At 42.9% G+C, this 20,963-nt stretch carries 20 protein-coding genes and 1 tRNA gene; 8 read left to right on the top strand and 13 right to left on the bottom strand.

Annotation, left to right across the window (positions count from 1 at the left end; genetic code table 11):
• The first annotated feature begins 88 nt into the window (after positions 1-88).
• Positions 89-703, top strand: coding sequence for an OmpH/Skp family outer membrane protein (locus M8998_RS13970; protein WP_249993835.1), 615 nt, complete (start codon positions 89-91; stop codon positions 701-703).
• Positions 704-806: 103 nt separating this feature from the next.
• Positions 807-1,712, top strand: coding sequence for a CorA family divalent cation transporter (locus tag M8998_RS13965; RefSeq protein WP_249993833.1), 906 nt, complete (start codon positions 807-809; stop codon positions 1,710-1,712).
• A gap of 30 nt (positions 1,713-1,742) precedes the next feature.
• Here the strand turns inward: M8998_RS13965 and tsaB are convergent, their stop codons facing one another.
• The 5 genes from tsaB to mscL form a co-directional block, all read right to left on the bottom strand.
• Positions 1,743-2,450: a tRNA (adenosine(37)-N6)-threonylcarbamoyltransferase complex dimerization subunit type 1 TsaB gene (gene tsaB / locus M8998_RS13960; protein ID WP_249993832.1), complete on the bottom strand. Its 708-nt coding sequence runs from the start codon at positions 2,448-2,450 to the stop codon at positions 1,743-1,745.
• A gap of 22 nt (positions 2,451-2,472) precedes the next feature.
• A complete protein-coding gene (gene yidD / locus M8998_RS13955; RefSeq protein WP_249993830.1) occupies positions 2,473-2,727 on the bottom strand; it encodes a membrane protein insertion efficiency factor YidD in 255 nt (84 codons plus the stop codon).
• Positions 2,690-3,094, bottom strand: a complete 405-nt coding sequence (locus M8998_RS13950) for a ribonuclease P protein component (protein ID WP_249993828.1) — start codon at positions 3,092-3,094, stop codon at positions 2,690-2,692. The genes yidD and M8998_RS13950 overlap by 38 nt, the downstream gene beginning before the upstream one ends.
• 63 nt (positions 3,095-3,157) lie before the next feature.
• On the bottom strand, positions 3,158-3,316 hold the full coding sequence (rpmH, locus tag M8998_RS13945) for a 50S ribosomal protein L34 (RefSeq protein WP_082784996.1): 159 nt from the start codon (positions 3,314-3,316) through the stop codon (positions 3,158-3,160).
• Positions 3,317-3,467: 151 nt separating this feature from the next.
• Positions 3,468-3,878: a large-conductance mechanosensitive channel protein MscL gene (gene mscL / locus M8998_RS13940; RefSeq protein ID WP_249993826.1), complete on the bottom strand. Its 411-nt coding sequence runs from the start codon at positions 3,876-3,878 to the stop codon at positions 3,468-3,470.
• 202 nt (positions 3,879-4,080) lie between these two features.
• Between mscL and M8998_RS13935 the strand changes: the two genes are divergently transcribed.
• Positions 4,081-4,719, top strand: a complete 639-nt coding sequence (locus M8998_RS13935; protein ID WP_249993824.1) for a response regulator transcription factor — start codon at positions 4,081-4,083, stop codon at positions 4,717-4,719.
• Here M8998_RS13935 and M8998_RS13930 read toward each other — a convergent pair whose 3' ends face one another.
• The gene (locus tag M8998_RS13930) at positions 4,720-5,853 is read right to left on the bottom strand and encodes a sugar phosphate isomerase/epimerase family protein (protein WP_249993823.1); all 1,134 of its coding nucleotides are present in this window, start codon (positions 5,851-5,853) and stop codon (positions 4,720-4,722) included.
• A gap of 126 nt (positions 5,854-5,979) precedes the next feature.
• Positions 5,980-8,994 (bottom strand): glycosyltransferase family 117 protein, encoded by a 3,015-nt coding sequence (locus M8998_RS13925; protein ID WP_249993822.1) that lies wholly within the window; start codon positions 8,992-8,994, stop codon positions 5,980-5,982.
• Positions 8,995-9,252: 258 nt separating this feature from the next.
• On the opposite strand from M8998_RS13925, the gene M8998_RS13920 reads away from it, so the two are divergent.
• The 4 genes from M8998_RS13920 to pth all read left to right on the top strand — a co-directional run bounded on the left by M8998_RS13920 (position 9,253) and on the right by pth (position 11,859).
• Positions 9,253-9,323 (top strand) — tRNA-Gln (locus tag M8998_RS13920).
• 155 nt (positions 9,324-9,478) lie between these two features.
• The gene (locus M8998_RS13915) at positions 9,479-10,432 is read left to right on the top strand and encodes a ribose-phosphate pyrophosphokinase (protein WP_249993821.1); all 954 of its coding nucleotides are present in this window, start codon (positions 9,479-9,481) and stop codon (positions 10,430-10,432) included.
• Positions 10,433-10,597: 165 nt separating this feature from the next.
• A complete protein-coding gene (locus M8998_RS13910) occupies positions 10,598-11,197 on the top strand; it encodes a 50S ribosomal protein L25/general stress protein Ctc (protein ID WP_249993820.1) in 600 nt (199 codons plus the stop codon).
• 98 nt (positions 11,198-11,295) lie between these two features.
• On the top strand, positions 11,296-11,859 hold the full coding sequence (gene pth / locus M8998_RS13905; RefSeq protein WP_249993819.1) for an aminoacyl-tRNA hydrolase: 564 nt from the start codon (positions 11,296-11,298) through the stop codon (positions 11,857-11,859).
• A gap of 41 nt (positions 11,860-11,900) precedes the next feature.
• Here the strand turns inward: pth and M8998_RS13900 are convergent, their stop codons facing one another.
• Positions 11,901-14,306 carry an alpha/beta hydrolase family protein gene (locus tag M8998_RS13900; RefSeq protein WP_249993818.1) on the bottom strand — a complete coding sequence of 802 codons (2,406 nt, stop codon included), beginning with the start codon at positions 14,304-14,306 and terminating at the stop codon, positions 11,901-11,903.
• Positions 14,307-14,487: 181 nt separating this feature from the next.
• Between M8998_RS13900 and M8998_RS13895 the strand changes: the two genes are divergently transcribed.
• Positions 14,488-15,741, top strand: a complete 1,254-nt coding sequence (locus M8998_RS13895; protein WP_249993817.1) for a TCR/Tet family MFS transporter — start codon at positions 14,488-14,490, stop codon at positions 15,739-15,741.
• Positions 15,742-15,765: 24 nt separating this feature from the next.
• Here the strand turns inward: M8998_RS13895 and ispF are convergent, their stop codons facing one another.
• The 5 genes from ispF to M8998_RS13870 form a co-directional block, all read right to left on the bottom strand.
• Entirely contained in the window at positions 15,766-16,248 is a 483-nt protein-coding gene (ispF, locus tag M8998_RS13890; protein WP_249993816.1) for a 2-C-methyl-D-erythritol 2,4-cyclodiphosphate synthase, read from the bottom strand.
• A gap of 6 nt (positions 16,249-16,254) precedes the next feature.
• A complete protein-coding gene (locus M8998_RS13885; protein ID WP_249993814.1) occupies positions 16,255-17,115 on the bottom strand; it encodes a YybH family protein in 861 nt (286 codons plus the stop codon).
• Between the two features lie 28 nt (positions 17,116-17,143).
• Positions 17,144-18,616: a cysteine--tRNA ligase gene (gene cysS, locus M8998_RS13880; protein ID WP_249993813.1), complete on the bottom strand. Its 1,473-nt coding sequence runs from the start codon at positions 18,614-18,616 to the stop codon at positions 17,144-17,146.
• 19 nt (positions 18,617-18,635) lie between these two features.
• Positions 18,636-19,940 (bottom strand): ribosome biogenesis GTPase Der, encoded by a 1,305-nt coding sequence (gene der, locus M8998_RS13875; RefSeq protein ID WP_249993812.1) that lies wholly within the window; start codon positions 19,938-19,940, stop codon positions 18,636-18,638.
• A 104-nt stretch (positions 19,941-20,044) separates the two neighbouring features.
• Positions 20,045-20,947: a DMT family transporter gene (locus tag M8998_RS13870; protein ID WP_249993811.1), complete on the bottom strand. Its 903-nt coding sequence runs from the start codon at positions 20,945-20,947 to the stop codon at positions 20,045-20,047.
• Between the last annotated feature and the right edge of the window lie 16 nt (positions 20,948-20,963).

Below are 20,963 nucleotides of genomic sequence, written 5' to 3'. Positions count from 1 at the left end.
GGGTTTTCGGCATCAAAGTAACGGATAGATTAGTGTTTTATCATTTTTTATGTTAGGTTTGCTTGTTGAATTGAAAATTGAATTGAGCATGAACACATGGACAAAATTGGCAATGGCTATCGTCGCTGCCGCAGCACTTGCCTCTTGTAACCAAAAAGGTGATAACAAGACCTCCACTTCTACGAATGACTCTACCGCTGTCGCCAGCGCTACCGACGTAAAAGCAGAGAAGATTGTATACGTTAACTCTGATACTTTGGCTGAGAAATACGAATACTACAAAGAGATTAGAACAAAGTTAGAAGCTAAGGTCAAAAAAGCACAAACTGACTTGCAGTCCAAAGGACAGGCATTCCAGCGCGAAGTGGCTGATTATCAGCAAAAAATCAATACAATGAGCGCTTCAGAGCGTCAAGCTACCGAAGAGCGTTTGGCTCGTAAACAAGATGAGCTAGGAAGATTAGATCAGAATGCTTCTTCTTCTTTAGCGCAGGATGAGGCGACTGAATTTGGAAATGTCTACACTGCCATCACGGAATACTTGAAAAAACACGCTAGCGAGCACGGATATACCTTAGTATTGACCTACTCACAGAAAAACCCAAGCGTTCTTTATGCAGATTCAAAGTTAGACATCACTACACAAGTAGTAAATGGTCTAAATGCGGATTACAAGAAGAAAAATGCGGATCAGAAGAAATAAACGATTTTAATCGTTTTTGATAACAGAACCTGCAAGGCATGAGCCTTGCAGGTTTTTTTGTATACCTGCACAGAACTGCGTACCTTCCAAAAACATTAACCCGATGATACAACATGTTTTATCCAGTGAAGTGAATGGGTTTGATTGGTACGACATCACTCATCCCAGCTCTGGTGATTTTGACGAATTGACCAAACGTTATAATCTGCACGAATCTTCTGTACGAAACTGCTTAGAGGTAGGCCACCTACCCAAAATCGAGGTGTATCCTGATTATGAATTTTTGATACTTCGCTCTATTGCGGAAAAATATCCGGAGCACTCAGACATACTGGTCGAACTAACGGATAGAATTTCTATCTTCTATAGTGATAAATTCATCATCACGGTGCATAGAGCACAAATTGAGTGGCTAGATAAGATCAAACAGGCACCTGTTGATAACACGAAACTAAAGGGCACCAAAAATGTCATCAACCTATTGGTGTCGCAAGCTTTAAAAACGTTTGAACACGAGGTTATACATACCTTCTCTGACAAGATTGATCAATATGAGGAGTTTGTATTTCTACACAGCAGGCGCAAACCATTCATGAAGAAGCTGTATTACCTCAAAAGGCAGATCGATTTGATTCGAATCATCCTTACCTTGTATCAGGATTTGGTGGAATATTTTCACATTCCAGAACGTGTAAGCACCTACCATCGTAACCTGCACGATTTATACAAAAGAACAGATTCACTGTATCGCAACCTGGCAGAGAATACCTCTCAACTATTAGCTATGTATTTCAACATAGAATCGAACCATACCAATGAGATCATGCGAACGCTGACGATTATATCGGTCTTCTTTATGCCACTCACTTTCATCGTCGGTGTGTATGGAATGAATTTTGAAAGTATGCCTGAGCTGGACTGGAAATATGGGTATCCCGGAATTTTGCTTTTTATGCTTTTAGTATCGATGGCGATCTATATCTGGTTTAAAAAGAAACGCTGGCTATAGTGGTGGCGCTCTCTAAGCTACGAAAGCACACTAGAACATTTTTTTAGGCGTAGTAGCCACAAAGTCTTTTAAGTAAAAGGGCTCGAAATAGGCAATATCCTCAAAAGATTGGTTATTATATTTTTGCCACGCCAAAGGCATCATGTGAGCCGCAGAGTTTTGAAAACCTAATACGACTTCAATCTCGTTATGCTCGCCAAATAAAGCACCTAACTTATCTGCTCCTGTACCAAAAAGCACAACGAAATATCCTTTTTTCGTCCAATGGCTAAAAGAAGATTCATCAACGATTAAGGCCTTGGTTTCTTCCAGCTCCTTCAAGTGGGTATCAAATGCTGCCACGTAAACTTCCATGCGTCGCGCATCGATCATAGGACAAAGCACTAGGTTTTTCCCCAGTTCTGCATTGTCCGTCAAATAGCCTTGTGCCATAGCCAGCAAAGAATTTACTGATATCAAGGGAATATCTAAGGCATAACAAAGTCCTTTAGCCACAGAGACACCGATACGCAATCCAGTATAAGATCCCGGTCCTTTGCTAACAGCTACCGCAGAAATGGAATCAAACGTGATACCACAATCAGCTACTAACTCCTGGATAAAAACCGTCAATGCAGAAGCATGCATGTTTGGCTCACGCGCTTCTCTTAACCCCAACAGCTCTTGCCTATTACTCAGCGACACGGAGCAGGTTGATGTAGCGGTTTCAATACAAAGAATATAGTGTTGATCTGACATGCTAGAATAATTTATCGAACAGTTATGGCACAGGATCCGGTCCGTGCCCTCCCCAAGGATGACATCGTGCAATCCGTTTGGCAGCCAACCAACCGCCTTTAAAAGGGCCGTACTTTAAGATGGCTTCTTTACCATACTGTGAACAGGTTGGTGTGTATCTGCAATTGGCTCCCAGAAAAGGAGAGATGAAAATTTGATAAAAGCGAATGATGCCGATGAAGACGAACTGCAACGGAATCTTAATCAGATAGGTGCTGATCCAAGCGATCGCTCTCATGTTGGAGTTTTTTAAACACTGTAATCAACTTTTCTCGTAGAAGCGATACGGTAGCTTCTTCGGGCCTACCAATATACTGGAGAGCAAATGCCAGATACAAGTTGCGCTTTTCTACGAAAGGATACAACGTAGCACTTTTTTCCAATCGGTATGCTTCTCTCATCCGTCTTTTGATGCGATTTCTGGTAACAGCGAGTTTAAATCGCCGTTTGGAAACAGAGATAAGCACCTGAGCACTGCCCACATCTCGATCTTCGAAATGGCATACCACCCGAAACGGATATACAACAAAAGAAGAACCACTGTGAAACAGACTCTGAATAAGTCTGACGCTACACAATCGTTCTTCTTTCTTAAAAGTATTCATTTGCATCCGGAGAATCTATCAGTAAGATCACGAAGCACGGACACAAACCGGCTACAACAGCCCTTATCCTTTGTGACGGTACTCGTCAGATACAGTAAGGCGTTTTCTTCCTTTAGCTCTACGAGATGCCAATACTCTTTTGCCATTGGCTGTACTCATACGCTCTTTGAAACCATGTTTGTTTCTTCTTTTCCGCTGCGATGGCTGAAATGTTCTTTTCATGACGCTCTATATATGCTTAATTATTTCGATTTAAATCCTATGTTCCTCTAAAACAGGAATGCAAAAGTAAAGCTTAAATCGAAATAATACAAATTAATCCTTTACTTTTTTCCAATATAGATGGATAATCTTTGTTCCTGCAATCAATCCCCTACTTGTTTTTAAGGATATCACGGATCTCTGTAAGCAGCACTTCTTCCTTAGTAGGCACTGGCAAAGCGTTGTCTTCTTTGATCTCCTCTTTCTTTTTCAAAGAATTGAGACCTTTAATTACCATAAATATACAAAAGGCGATGATCATAAACTGGATCACCACATTCACGAAGTTACCGTATGTAATAGCCACCTGAGCTACACCTTCCGCTTCATTCGCCTCCCGAATGATGTAGCGTAACTGAGAAAAATCTACGCCACCAGTAATAAATCCGATCGGAGGCATGATAATATCATCAACAAGTGAGGTCACAATTTTACCGAAAGCGCCACCAATGACAACACCGACCGCCAAGTCGATGACGTTGCCACGTAATGCGAATTCTCTAAACTCTTTTAAAATCCCCATGATTAGAATGATTTAGATCAAAAAATAAATTATATCGATACAAAGTTGTATATATTTTTGACATTACAAAGCACTCTAGGAAAAAAATATGGGATGGCTATGTTTTTTTATCCTTAGCACGAGTATTTTATAAATAGCCGCTTATCTTATAAAGATTTCATTAAATTGCAGTGATTTACAGTTTGCTTGGATCTTACGCCAGATGAGAAATATATTGATTGCAGATGACCATAGTATCGTGAGGCTGGGCGCCTCCGTTATTATTTCAGGATTGATAAAAAATGCCCTCATATTGCAGGCAGAGACTTATGAAGAAGTCTATCAATACATAACCAAACAACCATTTGATTTACTCCTATTGGACATCAATATGCCTGGTGGTAATAATATTCGGGTAATTAAAGAGATTCTGCAAATACAGCCGGAACTCAAGATATTGGTATTCTCATCTTATGACGAGCACTTGTATGCGCTACGCTATATTCAGGAAGGAGCTTGTGGGTATCTGAATAAAAATACAGCGATGGATGACTTGAAGATCGCCATACAAAGCGTACAAGAGCGAGGTAAGTACATGTCTGATACAGTGCGAAACTTGTACATTCAGAAACTGATTTCTAACAAGACTGAAGTAGAAAAAATTAACCCACTTTTAAAGCTCTCTAATCGTGAAATGGACGTTGCCAAACACCTTATTGATGGCTTAGGCATTCTGGAAGTTTCCAATGTGTTGCAGCTCAGCTCTTCGACAGTCTCCACCTATAAAAGCAGAGTTTTCGAAAAGCTGAACGTCAACAATATCCCAGAACTCATTGAACTTTTTAAATTAAACGAAGAGTAACTACGCTAAATCTTTCATCTCTACTACGGCCACATTCTTGGCCGTTAATTGTTGTAAGGGTACATGTACAGGACGTACGTATCCTTCTTCACTCAGCGGCCATAACAACGGCGACAGATAATTCACACAAGATTTGATTCCTTGGTCGACAGCTGCCCCTATGCCGGTATCTTTGGAGTTTTTGGCTTCGTTCTCAATTTCATATACACCATCGTACCCTAGTTCCTTTAACGTAGTGGTAAATGCATTCCAATCCATGTGATCGCTCCCACCAAACCCAGGAAGCATCGCCTCGTAATGGTGTCTATCCCAATCATTTTTAGGAATAGAAACACCCGCTCGTTCAGCCAGTGATGCTTCTACCTGCTGCATGGGATACATGCCCCCCCACTGAATTCTTGCAGCGTTATGCAGGTTACGTGTGGTCTTAACATGTATGCGTTTCAGGCGAGAGATTTCCGTGTGCTGAATAACGGATACTGGATTTGTATTTTGCCATATATCGTGCGAAGGATCGTAGATCTCCCCATGTGCTGGGCTATCTATTAGCGCATACATTAATTTACGCGCAGCTAGTACGCCAGACAAATTATTGAACGTAGACGTATACCGCGCTGAGCGCCATCCTTCCATCGGGCAGTTTTCATAAGCGATAGTAACGCCTAAGTCTTCCGCATATTTCACGATAGGCGCAAATACGCGTTTGTACTCGTCCAGATTTCGCTGAAACCCGTCTTCCATACTACCCAATTCATGGTTATAACCAACGAATGTACCCACGATGATGTCATTAGCATCACCTCCTAACAAATGCGCAATACGGATTAAGCGCAACAGATGATTTTGATTCTTAATACGTTCACTGGCTTCTCCTCCGATCATATTATCAAATGCACCAAGCGACATCCTTAATTCGTTCTTATTGAAAAGTTCGATTAGCTTCGCTGCATCCTCCGCATCAAAAGATTGATAGGCTAAATGCGTCGCCGTATGATCTGTACGATCACTGTCCGTCCGGAATACACAGAGGTCTATACCCTGCACGCCCAGATCAACTGCTTTCTCGATCAACTGTTGTTGATTTAACGTATCATATGCCGAACTCATCAGCCAAATCGCATTTTCTTGTTTCATATATAGTTCAGTTGAATTTAGCAATTATAGCTAATCTCTATCCATAGATAGTAGTTTTAGGGCAGAAAAACAAAAAAGCCTGCTGGATAAAATTATCCAGCAGGCTTTTTTGTATCGGAAACACGATTACTCTCCGTACAAGTATTTGTACGATTCGAATAATTTATCGGCTTCTGCAAGCAATTCTTTCTGATTGGCTGTTTTCAATAGATTTTGATAACGTTGAATAGACGCCAGTCCGAAACGCATGTTTCTATATTCCAGATTAGGTTTGGTTTCGGCTACCGCCATATAATAATGTAGGTTTTCCCGCACATATTTTAGATTGCGTTTTACAATCTCATTAGCCTTTGTCGACTCTCCTACTTGATACATTACATCTACCAAGGGCACGTAACTCAATACTTCTCCCATTGAATAAACCCTGTTGGGCAGATTAGCATAGGCATTATTCACGATATCTTTTGCTTTCTGTTTTTCGCCCATAAGCATAAGATCTTGCGCAGTCTCTCCAAAAATACTACCCGCATACATACTGATATAGCGATAAGAATCTGGATCCAGATAAGATGAGTGGGCAATATTACCCCACGCATATTTATTCATGATATTGTCGTACACCTGCTCCGCATTGGACACAGGTCCTCCCATGTCTTCGGATTGGGATAAAGCAACCGGCATCAGGCGTAAGGCAAAGCCTTCCGAAACCAAGTAGCGATCCAGCCCGATGTAATTATCGCCCGGCGTGGTGGTCGTAAAGTAAATTGGACGCTCCCAATTGTTGTTTTCCAGAATAGAAAGGATAGAGAGTTCTGCACGACTCACGTATTCCATACTGTAATCCCATTGCATGGTGTCTACGATTGCATCTTGCCATTTCTTAGGCACGACATTATTGGCTAATACCGCATCCCGATCCACCTGTAGTTGCATCTTTTTGGTTGGCAACAGATTCACGTATTCTCCATTTTGCAATGGCACCATATTTTGGCGGTTATCGGAAAGCATGATGGCCAAAATATTTTGAATATCGATATATTCCGGAATTTGATGGTCTTGGTAATAAATAACGTCTCTTACGCCGTCTTTTACTTTATCAGGATCAATGTTGATCGGTAAGGCAGCTGCATCGTTGACTGGGTACATCATCTGCTTCATATACCAATCTGAACTCAACAAGCTTAAGTTAACCACCCGAATATCGGTACGGAAACCTTCTACCTCCTGCAGGTACCAAAGTGGATAGGTATCATTATCACCGTAGGTAAAGAGAATCGCATTAGGTGCACACGATTCTAAGTAATTTTTAGCCATGTCGCGCGCCAGGAATTTTTCTGAACGATCGTGATCATCCCAGTTTTGGCTCACCAATAGTACCGGTGCCCCTACTAAAGAAACACCAAGGGCAATATAGCCTGCTGTTTTCGGATTTATTTTTTTTGAAAGAAATTCCGCAATACCGATCACGCCAAAACCTATCCATATACAGAAGGCATAAAACGAGCCGGCATAGGCGTAATCCCGTTCCCGAGGTTGTAATGGCGACTGATTGAGGTAAAGTACAATAGCCAAGCCAGTAAAAAAGAACAATAAACCGACTACTCCCGCATCGCGTTGTTTGTATTTGAAATGCCAGATGGCTCCAATCAACCCTAGAATTAATGGCAAAAAGAAATAAGTATTACGTGCAGAGTTTTCTAGTTCGGAAGTAGGTAAGTCATACTGCCCTCCCAAACGCATATTATCAATGGGTTTGATTCCAGAGATCCAATTACCCTCGGTGTAGGAGGTCTGCCCTTGTATATCATTTTGGCGACCCACAAAATTCCACATAAAATAACGACTGTACATATGCCCGATCTGGTATCCAAAGAAAAACTTCAAATTATCCACCATCGTGGGTTGCTCATCTGGGCCTAGCCCCAAAAAGTCTCTGTAAGCATGCGCATGCCGATCCGAATAGATACGCGGAAACAGCGTTTCCCTATCGTAACTATATTTCGTCTTGGTGCGTGCCACAACATAGCGATCACCATCTCTACGATATACTTTACCGGCTTCGAATACGTCTATTGGCTTAGCATCAAAGTATTTTCCTTTCAGCAACGGCTCATCACCATATTGTTCCCGGTTCAGGTAGCTTAAAAAAGTAAACGCATTATCTGGATCACTGTTATTAAGCGATGGATTTGCTTTTGCCCGAATCACGATCATGGCAAATGAACTATATCCAAAAAGGATAAAACCTAAGGACACGAGGGCGATATTGAGTATTGGCTTAGCTGCTTTTACAGAATGCCAGATACCGTAGATCAATAAACTTATAACTAGTATAGCAAAAAACGCAGCACCAGTACCAAAGCCTAGGCCAAGGCTGTTTACAAAAAACAGGTCAAAGTAGGCGGCAAACTTAATGGAAAACTGGATAACTCCCCACAATACAAATGCAAGAATCAACACGCCGATCGACAAAGCTTTTACCACTCCCTTAGTGGTCACAAGTTGCGTTCTTCTAAAATAGATAACTAAAGCGATTGCAGGAATCACCAATAGGTTCAGTAAATGGACGGCGATGGAAAGTCCCATAATGTAAGCAATCAGGATCAACCAACGATCTGCGCCGGGTTCGTCTGCCACTGCTTCCCATTTGAGAATTGCCCAAAATACCACTGCTGTACATAAAGACGACATGGCGTATACTTCCGACTCCACAGCAGAAAACCAGAACGTATCCGAGAAGGTATAGGCCAATGCACCAACCGCTCCTGCTCCCATAATACGAACCATCGCTAATTTTGAAACTTCTTGATCCTGATACGAGCGAGTATATATTTTCTTGGCTAGCGCGGTAATACTCCAAAATAGAAAAAGGATGGTGAGTCCGCTACACACCGCTGATCCAAAATTCATCCAAAAAGCAATGCGCGTAACGTCACCCATGGCTAAATTCCCGAAGATATTCTGAATCATTAAAAATAATGGTGCTCCAGGTTGGTGTACAATCTGCATTTTGTAAGCAGATGCGATAAACTCGCCTGTGTCCCACCAGCTCGTCGTGCGCTCAGCAGTCAATACATAGGTAAGCGTCGCTATGGCTGCACATAACCAACCCAGCCAATTATTAATTTTACTATAGTTCATATCCTATGATGAGATTATTTTGCGTTTTCGCTTCGAAAATAAGGATTAGTCCTTTATAAAAGAATTTATATAGCATTTTTTAACGGTTTGGCGGCTGAGGAGCCCTGATCAATACGACGCGACTAGTATTCTAAAAATTTATTCATTTGGAAATCAAGGTAGATAGAAAAAATTAGAAGGAATAATTTTGGATAAATCAAAAAGCGCTTTATATTTGCATCGTCAAACAAAGGAACACATCCTTTAAAATGACTAGCTTGCCCGATAGTATAAGGGTAGTACGACAGTTTTTGGTACTGTTTGTCTTGGTTCGAATCCAGGTCGGGCAACAAAAAGTTGAGTTTGAAAAAACTCAACTTTTTGTTTTTTAAAACCAATTTATTCCCGCCATTTCCTACGAGTTTTATGTGACTATTAAAAAACATTTATCTAACTTTGACCCCCGACAACTTTCAAGTGCAAGACAGATAAAACATACTATACCATGCCTTTGCAATTCAATACCGTAAAATTATTCGCTGGTTCGGGATCGCTCGAACTTGCCGACAAAATTTCTAAAAGCTACGGTAAACCTCTCGGAGACGCAACCGTTTCCGAATTTTCCGATGGCGAGATACAGCCCTTTTACAACGAATCTGTACGTGGTAGCGACGTATTTATCGTCCAATCCACCAATCAGCCTAACGACAATCTGGTAGAACTTCTTCTTATGATTGATGCTGCTAAACGTGCTTCTGCTCATTACATCACGGCTGTAGTGCCTTATTTTGGGTACGCACGTCAAGATCGTAAAGACAAACCACGCGTTGCCATCGGCGCCAAGTTGATGGCCAATCTAGTCACGGCTGCTGGTGCACATCGTATTATGACGATGGATTTACACGCTGCACAGATTCAAGGCTTTTTTGACATCCCAGTAGATCACCTAGATGGTGCAATCATTTTCGTTCCCTACATTAAATCACTGAACTTACCGAACCTCACCATTGCCTCACCGGATATGGGTGGCTCTTACCGCGCCCGTACCTTTGCGAAATATTTCAATGCAGAGGTAATTATCTGTGATAAGCGACGCAAGCGCGCTAACGAGATCGAATCTATGTCGATCATCGGTGATGTAAAAGGGCAAGACGTGGTATTGATTGATGATATCTGCGATACGGCGGGCACATTATCAAAAGCTGCTGCACTCATTATGGAGAACGGTGCAAAATCTGTCCGTGCGGTATGTACTCACGCAGTACTATCTGGCAAGGCTTACGAAACCATCCAAAATTCAGCATTAGCTGAAATGATCGTAACCGACACCATCCAACTACACGAAGACAAAAAGCACTTGTGCGACAAGATCAAAGTGCTGTCTACTGACAAACTATTTGCTGGCGCTATCAGAAATGTAAACGAACACGGATCTATTTCCGGGTTGTTTGATATTTAAGCTTCGGCTACATACCCATTTTTAAAGCGGTGCAAAAGAATCTTTTGCACCGCTTTTTTATTTTGATGAGCGATGGATGCTTATAATCTACATGATTTACTGCGTTACTTTGCAGATTATAAAATAATTAGATATCTTTGCACCTCAAATTTTAACAAATTAAACATGAAATCAATTGCTATTAGCGGTTCTGTAAGACAGAACGTAGGGAAAAGAGATGCAAAAGAATTGCGTTACGAGGGAAATATCCCAGCAGTACTTTACGGAGGTAAAGAGCAAACGCACCTTTCTGTGTCCGCAGCTGATTTGAAATCGGCTCTTTATACGGCTGATGTTGTATTCATCGAATTAGACATCGAAGGCAAAAAAACAAGAGCGATCGTTCAAGACGCACAATTCCACCCTTTAACAGACCAAGTAAGACACGTAGACTTCTTGGAATTATCTGATGATAAAGAAGTAACGGTAAACATCCCGGTTACATTGACTGGAACTTCTCCAGGTGTAAAAATGGGTGGTAAATTAGTTCAGAAATTGCGTAACCTTCGCGTTAAAGCGTTGCCTAACAACCTTCCTCAGACTATTGAAGTTCCTATGGACGGTCTAGAAGTAGGTAAATCTTACCGCGTAAGACAAGTAGAATTGAAAGATGCGAAAGTATTGAACAATTCTGATGATACTATCGTATCTGTAATTATGTCTCGTGCATTGCGTCAAGCAGAGCAAGAAGCAGCTAAGGCAGCTATCAAAGGCGGAAAAAAATAAGTTTAGTTTATCCTAAACTTCAAAAGGCATCGATATTCGATGCCTTTTGTCTTTTTGCATATCTTAGTACAATCTGAGTTTATTTATAATTTTAACGCATGAACTATCTTATCGTCGGTCTCGGAAACATCGGACGGGAATACGCTGACACACGACATAATATTGGATTTATGGTAGCCGATGAGTTAGCCAATCAGGCCGGTACAACTTGGTCTACATTAAAGTACGCTTACTACACGGAATTCAGACAACGCGGACATAATGTGTATGTGATTAAGCCCACCACATTCATGAACCTCAGTGGCAAGGCCGTCAATTACTGGATGCATGCGTTGAAAATTCCTAAACAAAATATTCTGGTGATTGTGGATGACCTCGCTATCCCGTTCGGCTCGCTACGGATCAAACCAAAAGGCAGTGCTGCCGGACATAATGGTCTCAAATCCATTGAACAGCTATGTGGCGGACAGGATTACCCACGTTTGAAATTCGGCATTAGTGACAACTACCCTAAAGGTCGCCAAGTCGATTATGTACTAGGTCCGTTTGACAATGATGAGTCCAAAACCCTTCCTGCGCTGATCGAGCATAGCGTAAAGATGGTGCATAGCTTCGTCAATATTGGCATTGAGCTAACCATGACGAACCTCAATACGAAATAATAAAAACGTCCGCTGGAGTAGCGGACGTTTTTTATGACCTGTTATTTCTTATTCTTCACATATTTCTCTAACCACTGATCCATCTCCCACAGGGTGTGCATGATGGATTCTTTGGCACGATAACCGTGAAATTCTTTTGGCAGAAATACCAAACGCGTGGTACCGCCGTGTCCTTTGATCGCATTATAGAAACGCTCGGACTGGATGGGAAAGGTACCTGAATTTTCATCGTCCATCCCATGGATGAAAAGAATCGGCGTTTTGATCTTGTCTGCATAGCTAAATGGAGACATGACTTTATACACCTCCGGTGCTTGCCAATAGGTACGCTCCTCCGCCTGGAATCCAAACGGCGTGAACGTACGGTTGTACGCGCCACTGCGTGCCAAGCCCGCAGCGAAAAGATCGGTATGCGCGAGTAAATTTGCCGTCATAAAGGCACCATACGAGTGCCCGCCTACACCGACGCGCTTGCGGTCTACATAACCTGCTTCGGAAAGGTAGTTGATTGCCGCTTCGGCATTGGCTTGCAGTTGCGGCACAAAGGTATCATTTGGCTCCGCCGAACCTTCTCCTACGATTGGCATATCGGCATTATCTAAAATAGCGTAACCTCTATTTACCCAATAAATCGGTGAGCCCCAAGAAATACGGGTGAAACGGTAAGGCGAGCCTTTTACCTGCCCGGCTGCATCAGCAGTTTTGAATTCTCTTGGGTAAGCCCACATCAGCAATGGCAAGGGTCCGTCCGATTTTTGATACCCTTTTGGTAAATACAATGTACCAGTCAGGTTTAATCCGTCGTTACGCGGATACGAAAGCTGTTGCTTTTGTACCCCATCAAATGAAGGATAAGGATTGTTAAATTCCGTAATTGGGGTCATCTTACGCGACTTTAAAACCACGCGCTGATAATTGGGCACTTCGGTCTGCGATTCGCGGGAAATAATTAAAGTGCCATCATTCTTAAAAGAAACCGGACTCTCGTACCACTCGCCCTGCGAACGAAATAAGGTATCTTTCTGCCCACTGATTAAATTCCACTTTAATAAAAATGGGCGATCGCCTTCGGGCGATGCTCCCTCCGAAGTAGTGAACACAGTTGGTGTCTTCCCTTTATCGGTGAGGATTACCGAGCGGTGAAAATCATTGTCTGTGAGGACAAAACGACCTGGATCTGCATACGCATCTTCCGACGAACGCTCCTCAATGACTTTGACTTCCTCTCCGTTCTTACTGGAAATCAGCGTATTTTTTATCCGACGGTTGGCTCGCCAACGCTCTGATAGTACCGCATAATCGCTGTCAAACCAAGTGATGCCGCTGTACCGCAACGCGGTTTTAGCAAATTGTACAGGTGTTCCGCTAAAGGGTGCCGATAACTGCAGTACTTCGTCGCGGAAAGGCACTTCAGTACGACTGTTACCTTCATCCAGCGCATTCGCCCAATATACCGTTGCTGGCTGATCTGCCCTCCACGCAAAGTTCCGATAGCCCGGTACCGTGGAGTCAAAGCCCAGTGCTACACTTTCCGCTAATGGCGCGGTGTACAATGCTTTCACAACAGCACCTGATTGATCCAATATATCCACCTGATAGGGAAACGAGCCTACCGATACCAGGTACGAATAAGGTTTTTGTATTGTAGTAGCCATTAAGTACTTTCCGTCAGGGGATTTAGACACATTTCTATACACCGCAGGAGCGGCAATATCTTTCACGCGACCATCCAATTGTACTTCGGCCAATTGAGCATTAAGGTAATAATCAAATAGGCGAATATCAGCTTCATTACGCAACAAGTACTGGTACGTGCGCGACGGTGCAGCTTTTCCTAAGTTTTCTTGCACTACCGGGCCGGTAGGTGTGACATTGGCTGCAGGGGCGGCACCACGTTCTGGAATTCGAAGCACATAAAGTGATGCATTATCTTTCCAAAACATGCTGGCACCCATAATATCATTTACCAGAAAATCGCCAACGCGCTGTGCTTGATAGGTGCCTAAATCGACCACCCACACGCTAACACCATCCACCGCAGCATTTAAGAAAGCCAGCTTGGTTTCATCTGCATTAAACTGCAGATTGCTGATACGTGGATTGGCCGGGAGACCACTAATGTCGTGCTCCGTATTAGATTTCAAATCTTGCAGCTGTATTCCTGCGTAACTAAGACCTCCGATAGAAGTAGAATTACTGGGGTTTACTCGCAAACCTGCCAGTCCGATAATCGGCTGAGCAGCTTCTTCAATCGTGATGAAATCTGGCCGCTCCAGTAAAAGCATTTTATCACCTTTTCGATTAAATTGTACAGCTGGAGTATTTTTCGCTTCTAACAATTCGAGGATTTCGGCCGGAGGTTTTTGATAAGGGAGATTCTCTTGTGCCTGACTTTGGAATACGCCCGACACCAAAAGAAATAGGGGTATTAATGGAAATTTGTTCATAGTTACTTTGATCGTGTTAGTATCTGCAATTTATTAAAAAAATACCGGCTACGATCTTTGCAACTAGTTCTTTACAGAAGGCAATTGCAACACAGCAATTCGGTCACTTGGCTGATCCGCTGCACATCGTCTAGCCCGTGTAATTTATTATTCCAAAGCATTGAATTAGAAACTAATTTGCATGGAATTCTTTACATTCGTGTCGATGCATAAGAATTCCAACGCTACCTTGATTTTTATCTTCATCACTGTGGTGTTGGACTCTACCGGTTTAGGAATTATTATCCCAGTCATGCCAGCCTTGATTCGGGAGCTAATCCACGGTGATATTAGTCAAGCTTCGAGCTATGGTGGATGGTTAACGTTCTGTTACGCCTGTACGCAATTCCTATTTGCTGCTGTATTGGGCAATCTGAGTGATCGTTATGGTCGGCGACCGGTACTGCTCTTCTCTCTATTGGGCTTTGCGATCAACTACGTACTGATAGGCTTTGCGCCCAGCATATTTTGGCTATTTATGGGCCGTCTTGTTGCTGGTATCACAGGCGCTAGTCATACGGTAGCAGCCGCTTACATTGCCGATGTATCGCCTGCGGATAAGAAAGCGCAAAACTTTGGACTAATAGGTGCCGCCTTTGGACTGGGCTTTATTATCGGTCCGGTACTGGGAGGGATTCTCGGTCATTACGGTGCTCGGGTACCGTTCTTCGCGGCCGCCGGATTGACTTTTATCAATTTAGTATACGGCTATTTTGTCGTCCCTGAATCATTGAAACCCGAACTTCGCCGTCCTTTCTCCTGGAGAAATGCCAACCCAGTCGGTACCTTCAAACATATCGCGCGATACCCTCGAATCATTCCACTTAGCATCTGTATCTTTCTAATCAACGTCGCAGCACACGCCGTGCAAAGCACCTGGTCCTATTTCACCATGGAAAAATTTGCTTGGACAGAAAGAATGGTAGGCTACTCGTTAGGATTTATTGGAATCTTACTCACCATTATTCAGGCGGGCTTGCTGCGGGTGATCATTCCACGCGTAGGTATACCTGGTAGTATTTTCGGTGGCATCATCCTATACTGCATCTCTTTACCCCTATTTGGCTTAGCAAATGCTTCGTGGATGCTTTTTGCGATCTCGATTATTTATGTATTTGGGGGAATAAGCGGACCTGCTTTGCAGAGTGCCGTCTCCAATGAAGTACCCGACAATGAGCAAGGACAAATTCAAGGTGGTCTAGCCTGTATCATCAGCCTGACGGCTATTATTGGTCCGCCCGTAATGACTTCCTTATTCTCGCACTATACAAAGAAAAACGCGGAGATCTATCTACCGGAGGCGCCGTTTTACTTAGGCACTATTTTGGTGTTTATAGCAGCCTTGATTGCTTTACTCCACTTTCGAAAAAACCGGCAACAACTGCCCATCGATTAAGAGCCACTGATAGTAATGGTTTGGTTAATCCTTCTGAATCAGACACACAGCATAGGCCACCACCCCTTCTTCACGCCCGATGAAGCCTAATTTTTCATTGGTGGTCGCTTTGATAGAGATATCTTCTACCGGCAAACCACTGTACTGCGAAATCGCTTCCTTCATCTGTGGGATATAGGGTTTGATCTTGGGTGCTTCCAAGCACAACATCGCATCGATATTCTCAATACGCCAACCCCTCTCCTGAATAAGGCTTACGGATTTTTCTAGTAATACCAAACTGGAAATGCCCTTCCACTGATCGTCCGTATTCGGAAAATGATACCCGATATCTTCCAGATTAGCTGCTCCCAGCAAAGCGTCACAAATAGCATGAAGCAATACATCAGCATCGGAGTGGCCAAATGCACCCGCATGGTGATCCAATTGCACACCACCCACCCAAAAAGGATGTTGATCTTTCATCTGATGAACATCAAACCCAAATCCTACTCTTGTCTTCGCCATGTTATCTTATCTTTCGAACATCATCTCTAGGATGATCTTCCACTGGTAATCATTTTTTAATTGCCAAACCCGGATATAATTGAATTTGACTACCTTATCTTTTAATCCTACCGTCGCTGTGCCAGAGGTATACGCAAATTCACCACTATAGGCACGACCAACCTGTTCTGGTTCGGTATCGATTTCAATGCGTTCTTTGGTAAACATCGAAATCACATTTTTTCTACCAATGATTTCTGGCTGCCAAGGAAAATAATAACGAACATCGTCCGCCAGGAATTCTTCATATCCCGTACGTGTATCTGCTTTCAGAACGTGGGAAAAAAGTTTGTCGGTCTGAAAAACAACCTCTTCACGTTGATTCAAGCGCACCATGGAGCGGTGTTTCAAATAATCTTTATCGTCTGGTTCGAAGTATTCCAAATCAGCCGCTTTTTGCTTACCGTAATTCTCTACTTCAGCACGTACGTGTACCCGCCAATTACCTTTTTTATCCCGTCGCCAAATGGTTACATATTGTCCATAGCGCTTAATAGCGCCAGTACGTTGGTATTGTAATGGTCCAGAAGTGACACCCCAATCCATACTTCGCGATACTAACGCAAAATTTGGTTCCCAGCTCAATACATCTGGAAGATTTGGGCGATTGTTGAGATAATTGAGTGCATTCACAGATGAAGGCACAAAAAACGAGGATTCCTTATCTACTATCGACACTAATCCAGCATGCGGACTCTGCCTGTTGGATAGGTTTGCAGCGCTACGGTCTACCGAAATGAGACTACCTACCTTATTAGGCAATTGCCCGTATGCAATACCCGTAATCAACAGACTTATTAAGAACGCTGCTGCGTTTAAAAACTTCATATACTATTTAATTAACAGCTCCTTAATATCAAATTTTATTCCAAAGTGTGCCGTCTTTACTATCTTTCAATTGGATGCCCAGAGCGTTCAACTCATCACGAATACGATCCGATGTGGCAAAATCTTTGTTTGTTTTAGCCTCGTTACGGATCTTAATGATCAATTGCATCAAGCCATCTGCGCTACCATCTTCTGTACCCGACTGATCGTCTTTAAGTCCCAGTATGTCGAAGACAAATGCCTGGATATAGGACTTTAGTTTGCTATGATCCTCTTCCGAAATCGTCATTTTACCGTCGTACACAGAGTTGATGATGCGAACGACTTCAAACAGTTCAGCGATTAATACCGGGCTATTGAAATCATCATCCAGCGCGGCATAGCTGCGCTCCTGAAGTTCGTCCAAACTAGGAATCGTCGATTTTTTGCTGGGCGTAATCTTATCTAAAAGGTTTATTGCAGCCAATAGCCTTTTGAAACCTTTATCAGCGGCATCCAAGGCTTCATTAGAAAAGTCTAAGGTGCTCCGATAATGCGCTTGCAGCATAAAGAATCTTACCGCCATCGGAGAATAACCGCGTTGCAATAACGGATGATTTCCTGTAAACAGCTGACCTGGCAAAAACCCGTTACCAGCAGATTTGGACATCCGCGCGCCATTTACGGTGAGCATATTGGTATGCATCCAGTATTTGGATGGCGTGGTATGATTACAAGCCTGAGACTGAGCAATTTCATTGGTATGGTGTGTAGCCGCCAAATCCATACCGCCGCCATGAATATCAAACTGATCCCCTAAGTACTTGCGGCTCATCGCTGAACATTCTATATGCCAACCTGGAAATCCTACGCTCCATGGTGCAGGCCAACGCATGATGTGCTCTGGCTTGGCTTTGATCCACAGTGCAAAATCGAGCCGGTTACGTTTCTCATCTTGCCCTCCAAGCTCCCGCGTATTGTTCAACAGGTCATCCAGGTTACGATTCGTGAGAATGGTATAATTGTGCTCCTTGGTATAGCGATCTACATCAAAGTACACCGTACCATTTACCTCATATGCATAGCCATTGTCGATGATCTGCTGCACCATCTCAATTTGTTCCGAGATGTGGCCAGTAGCAGTAGGTTCGATGCTTGGCGGAAGTGTATTGAACAAGCGCAGCACGTCATGAAATCCTATGGTGTATTTCTGTACAATCTCCATCGGTTCCAATTGCTCGAGCTTAGCTTTCTTCGCAAACTTGTCATCGCCCTCATCATTATCGCCCTCTAAATGCCCAGCATCGGTGATGTTGCGTACATAACGCACTTTGTAACCTAAGTGACACAAGTACCGGAAGATCAAATCGAATGATACAAAAGTACGGCAATTGCCTAAATGCACATCACCATATACGGTAGGGCCACATACATACATCCCTACCAAATTCGGATGTATGGGCTCAAACTTTTCTTTCTTACGGGTAAGCGTATTATAGAGCGATAGATTATGCTGTAACATAAAGTGGGGATAGTCTTCGTTATTTTTGTCTAAAGAAAATCTGGATTGGTACACCAGAGAAATCAAAATTCTCACGCAGCTTGTTTTCTACAAAGCGTTTGTAAGGATCTTTGATGTATTGCGGTAAGTTACAGAAGAAAGCAAACATGGGCGATCTGCCTGGCAACTGTGTAATGTACTTAATCTTAATATATTTTCCTTTGGTTGCCGGAGGCGGATAATGCGAAATAATTTCCAACATCACTTCATTCAGCTTGGAAGTAGGAATTCTTCTGATCTTATTTTGGTATACTTCCATTGCAGTTTCCACTGTTTTGAAGATACGTTGCTTCTCTGTAACCGAAGTAAACAATACCGGCACATCACTAAAAGGAGCCAGCTTGTCTAAAATGCGTTGTTTGAATTCTACTGCGGTTTTGTGGTCTTTCTCAATGGTATCCCATTTATTGACCAAAATCATAACGCCTTTTTTATTCTTTTCCGCTAGGTGAAAAATATTGATATCTTGTGCCTCAATACCATCATTAGCATCCAACATCAAAATAACCACGTCGGAGTCTTCCAAGGCTTTGATGGTACGCATCACCGAGTAAAATTCAATATCTTCATTCACCTTAGATTTACGGCGTAATCCAGCGGTATCAATCATCAAAAACTCATGTCCAAACTGGTTGTAGTGAATTCTGATCGAATCGCGCGTAGTCCCCGCAATCGGTGTTACGATATTACGATCTACACCTAGTAAAGCATTTGTCAACGAAGATTTACCCACGTTGGGTCTACCGACAATCGTAAATTTTGGCAGTTCATCCTCTTCTACTTCTTCCTCTTCCGGAAAGTGAGAAACTACCGCATCCAACAGCTCGCCTGTACCTGATCCAGTAGCAGCAGATACGTTATAAATCTCGCCAAGCCCGAATGCATAGAACTCGGCTGAATCGTGATGCAATTTTGCGTGGTCCACTTTGTTGGCTACCACGTATACTGGTTTAGAACTTCTTCTTAACAAGTCAGCAATCTCATCATCCAGGTCGGTGATACCGGTCGTAACGTCCACCATGAAAATAATCACAGTAGCTTCTTCGATCGCGATATGCACCTGGTCGCGGATCGCTTCTTCAAAGATATCGTCCGAGCCGTGCACAAAGCCACCGGTATCAATGGCGGTAAATTTTTTACCGATCCATTCGGCGACTTCGTAATGCCGATCTCTCGTAACACCACTAAAATCATCCACAATCGCTTTCCGACTTTCCGTCAGACGATTAAACAGAGTAGATTTACCGACATTCGGCCTTCCAACGATTGCAACAATATTTGCCATACTATTTTATTTTGTTAGGGGATCGCTCTACACAATACCCACTAAAGATATACATATTTTTAAGGAGGGCAAAGTTACGGATAATTAACAGATTATCGGGTATACTATCCTACCCTACTCGCCAACCGCTTCGCTGTCCATCGGGTTTTGAGATAAGGATACACAAACACCGCCATCATAATTAAGACAGCGCCTGCATAAAAACCTATACTCATGGTCTCCTTCTGACCAAAAATTATTAATGCCAGCAAGATTCCATATACGGGCTCCAGATTGGTCGTTAAAGCAACCGTAAATGCCGACAGCTCCCGCATGACCGACACACCGAGCACATAGGCTATCGCTGTACATCCTACGCCAAGCAATATGAGGTAGAGTAGATCCGATTGACTGAGCCACATTTGAGCGTCAAAGCCTCCTGTAAACCCTAATAGGATGCTTACACCGATCACCGCACCAATCATTTCATAAAAAGTGATGATGGTGGGGTTGGTGATTTTCACCATCCGGGCATTGCAAATACCAAACACACTTGCGCTGAGAGCAGCGAGCAAGCCAAAGATAATTCCCCAGAAATACTGAAATTCGAACGTGAAAATCAGGTAAATTCCAAAAATAATCATCATCCCTACCAAGACATCCGAAAGTTCGATCCGCTTCCGATTGGCCAAAGGTTCGAGCACGGCAGTAAATAAGGTCACGGCCGAAAGGCTGACCAGGGTGACGGAAACCGTAGAGATTTTAATAGAATGGAAAAAAAATACCCAATGCAGGCCTACTACCAATCCAACCCCTAGAAACTGTAACATATGCGGAATAGATACGCGAAAGTTTTTCCGATAAACCATGAAATAAATCCATAACGCGATCGATGCGATTAATACACGATACCAAACCAAATGCAAGGCAGATACCGAGATTAACTCACCCAACACCCCTGTAAAACCCCAGATTAACACCGTAAGGTGTAGGATCAGCACATTGCGACTAGCGCCAGACTTAGCCATAAATTGAATAAAAAAG

Source organism: Sphingobacterium sp. lm-10 (genome assembly GCF_023554555.1).
GTDB lineage: Bacteria > Bacteroidota > Bacteroidia > Sphingobacteriales > Sphingobacteriaceae > Sphingobacterium.
This window is presented reverse-complemented; position numbering and strand designations above follow the sequence as displayed.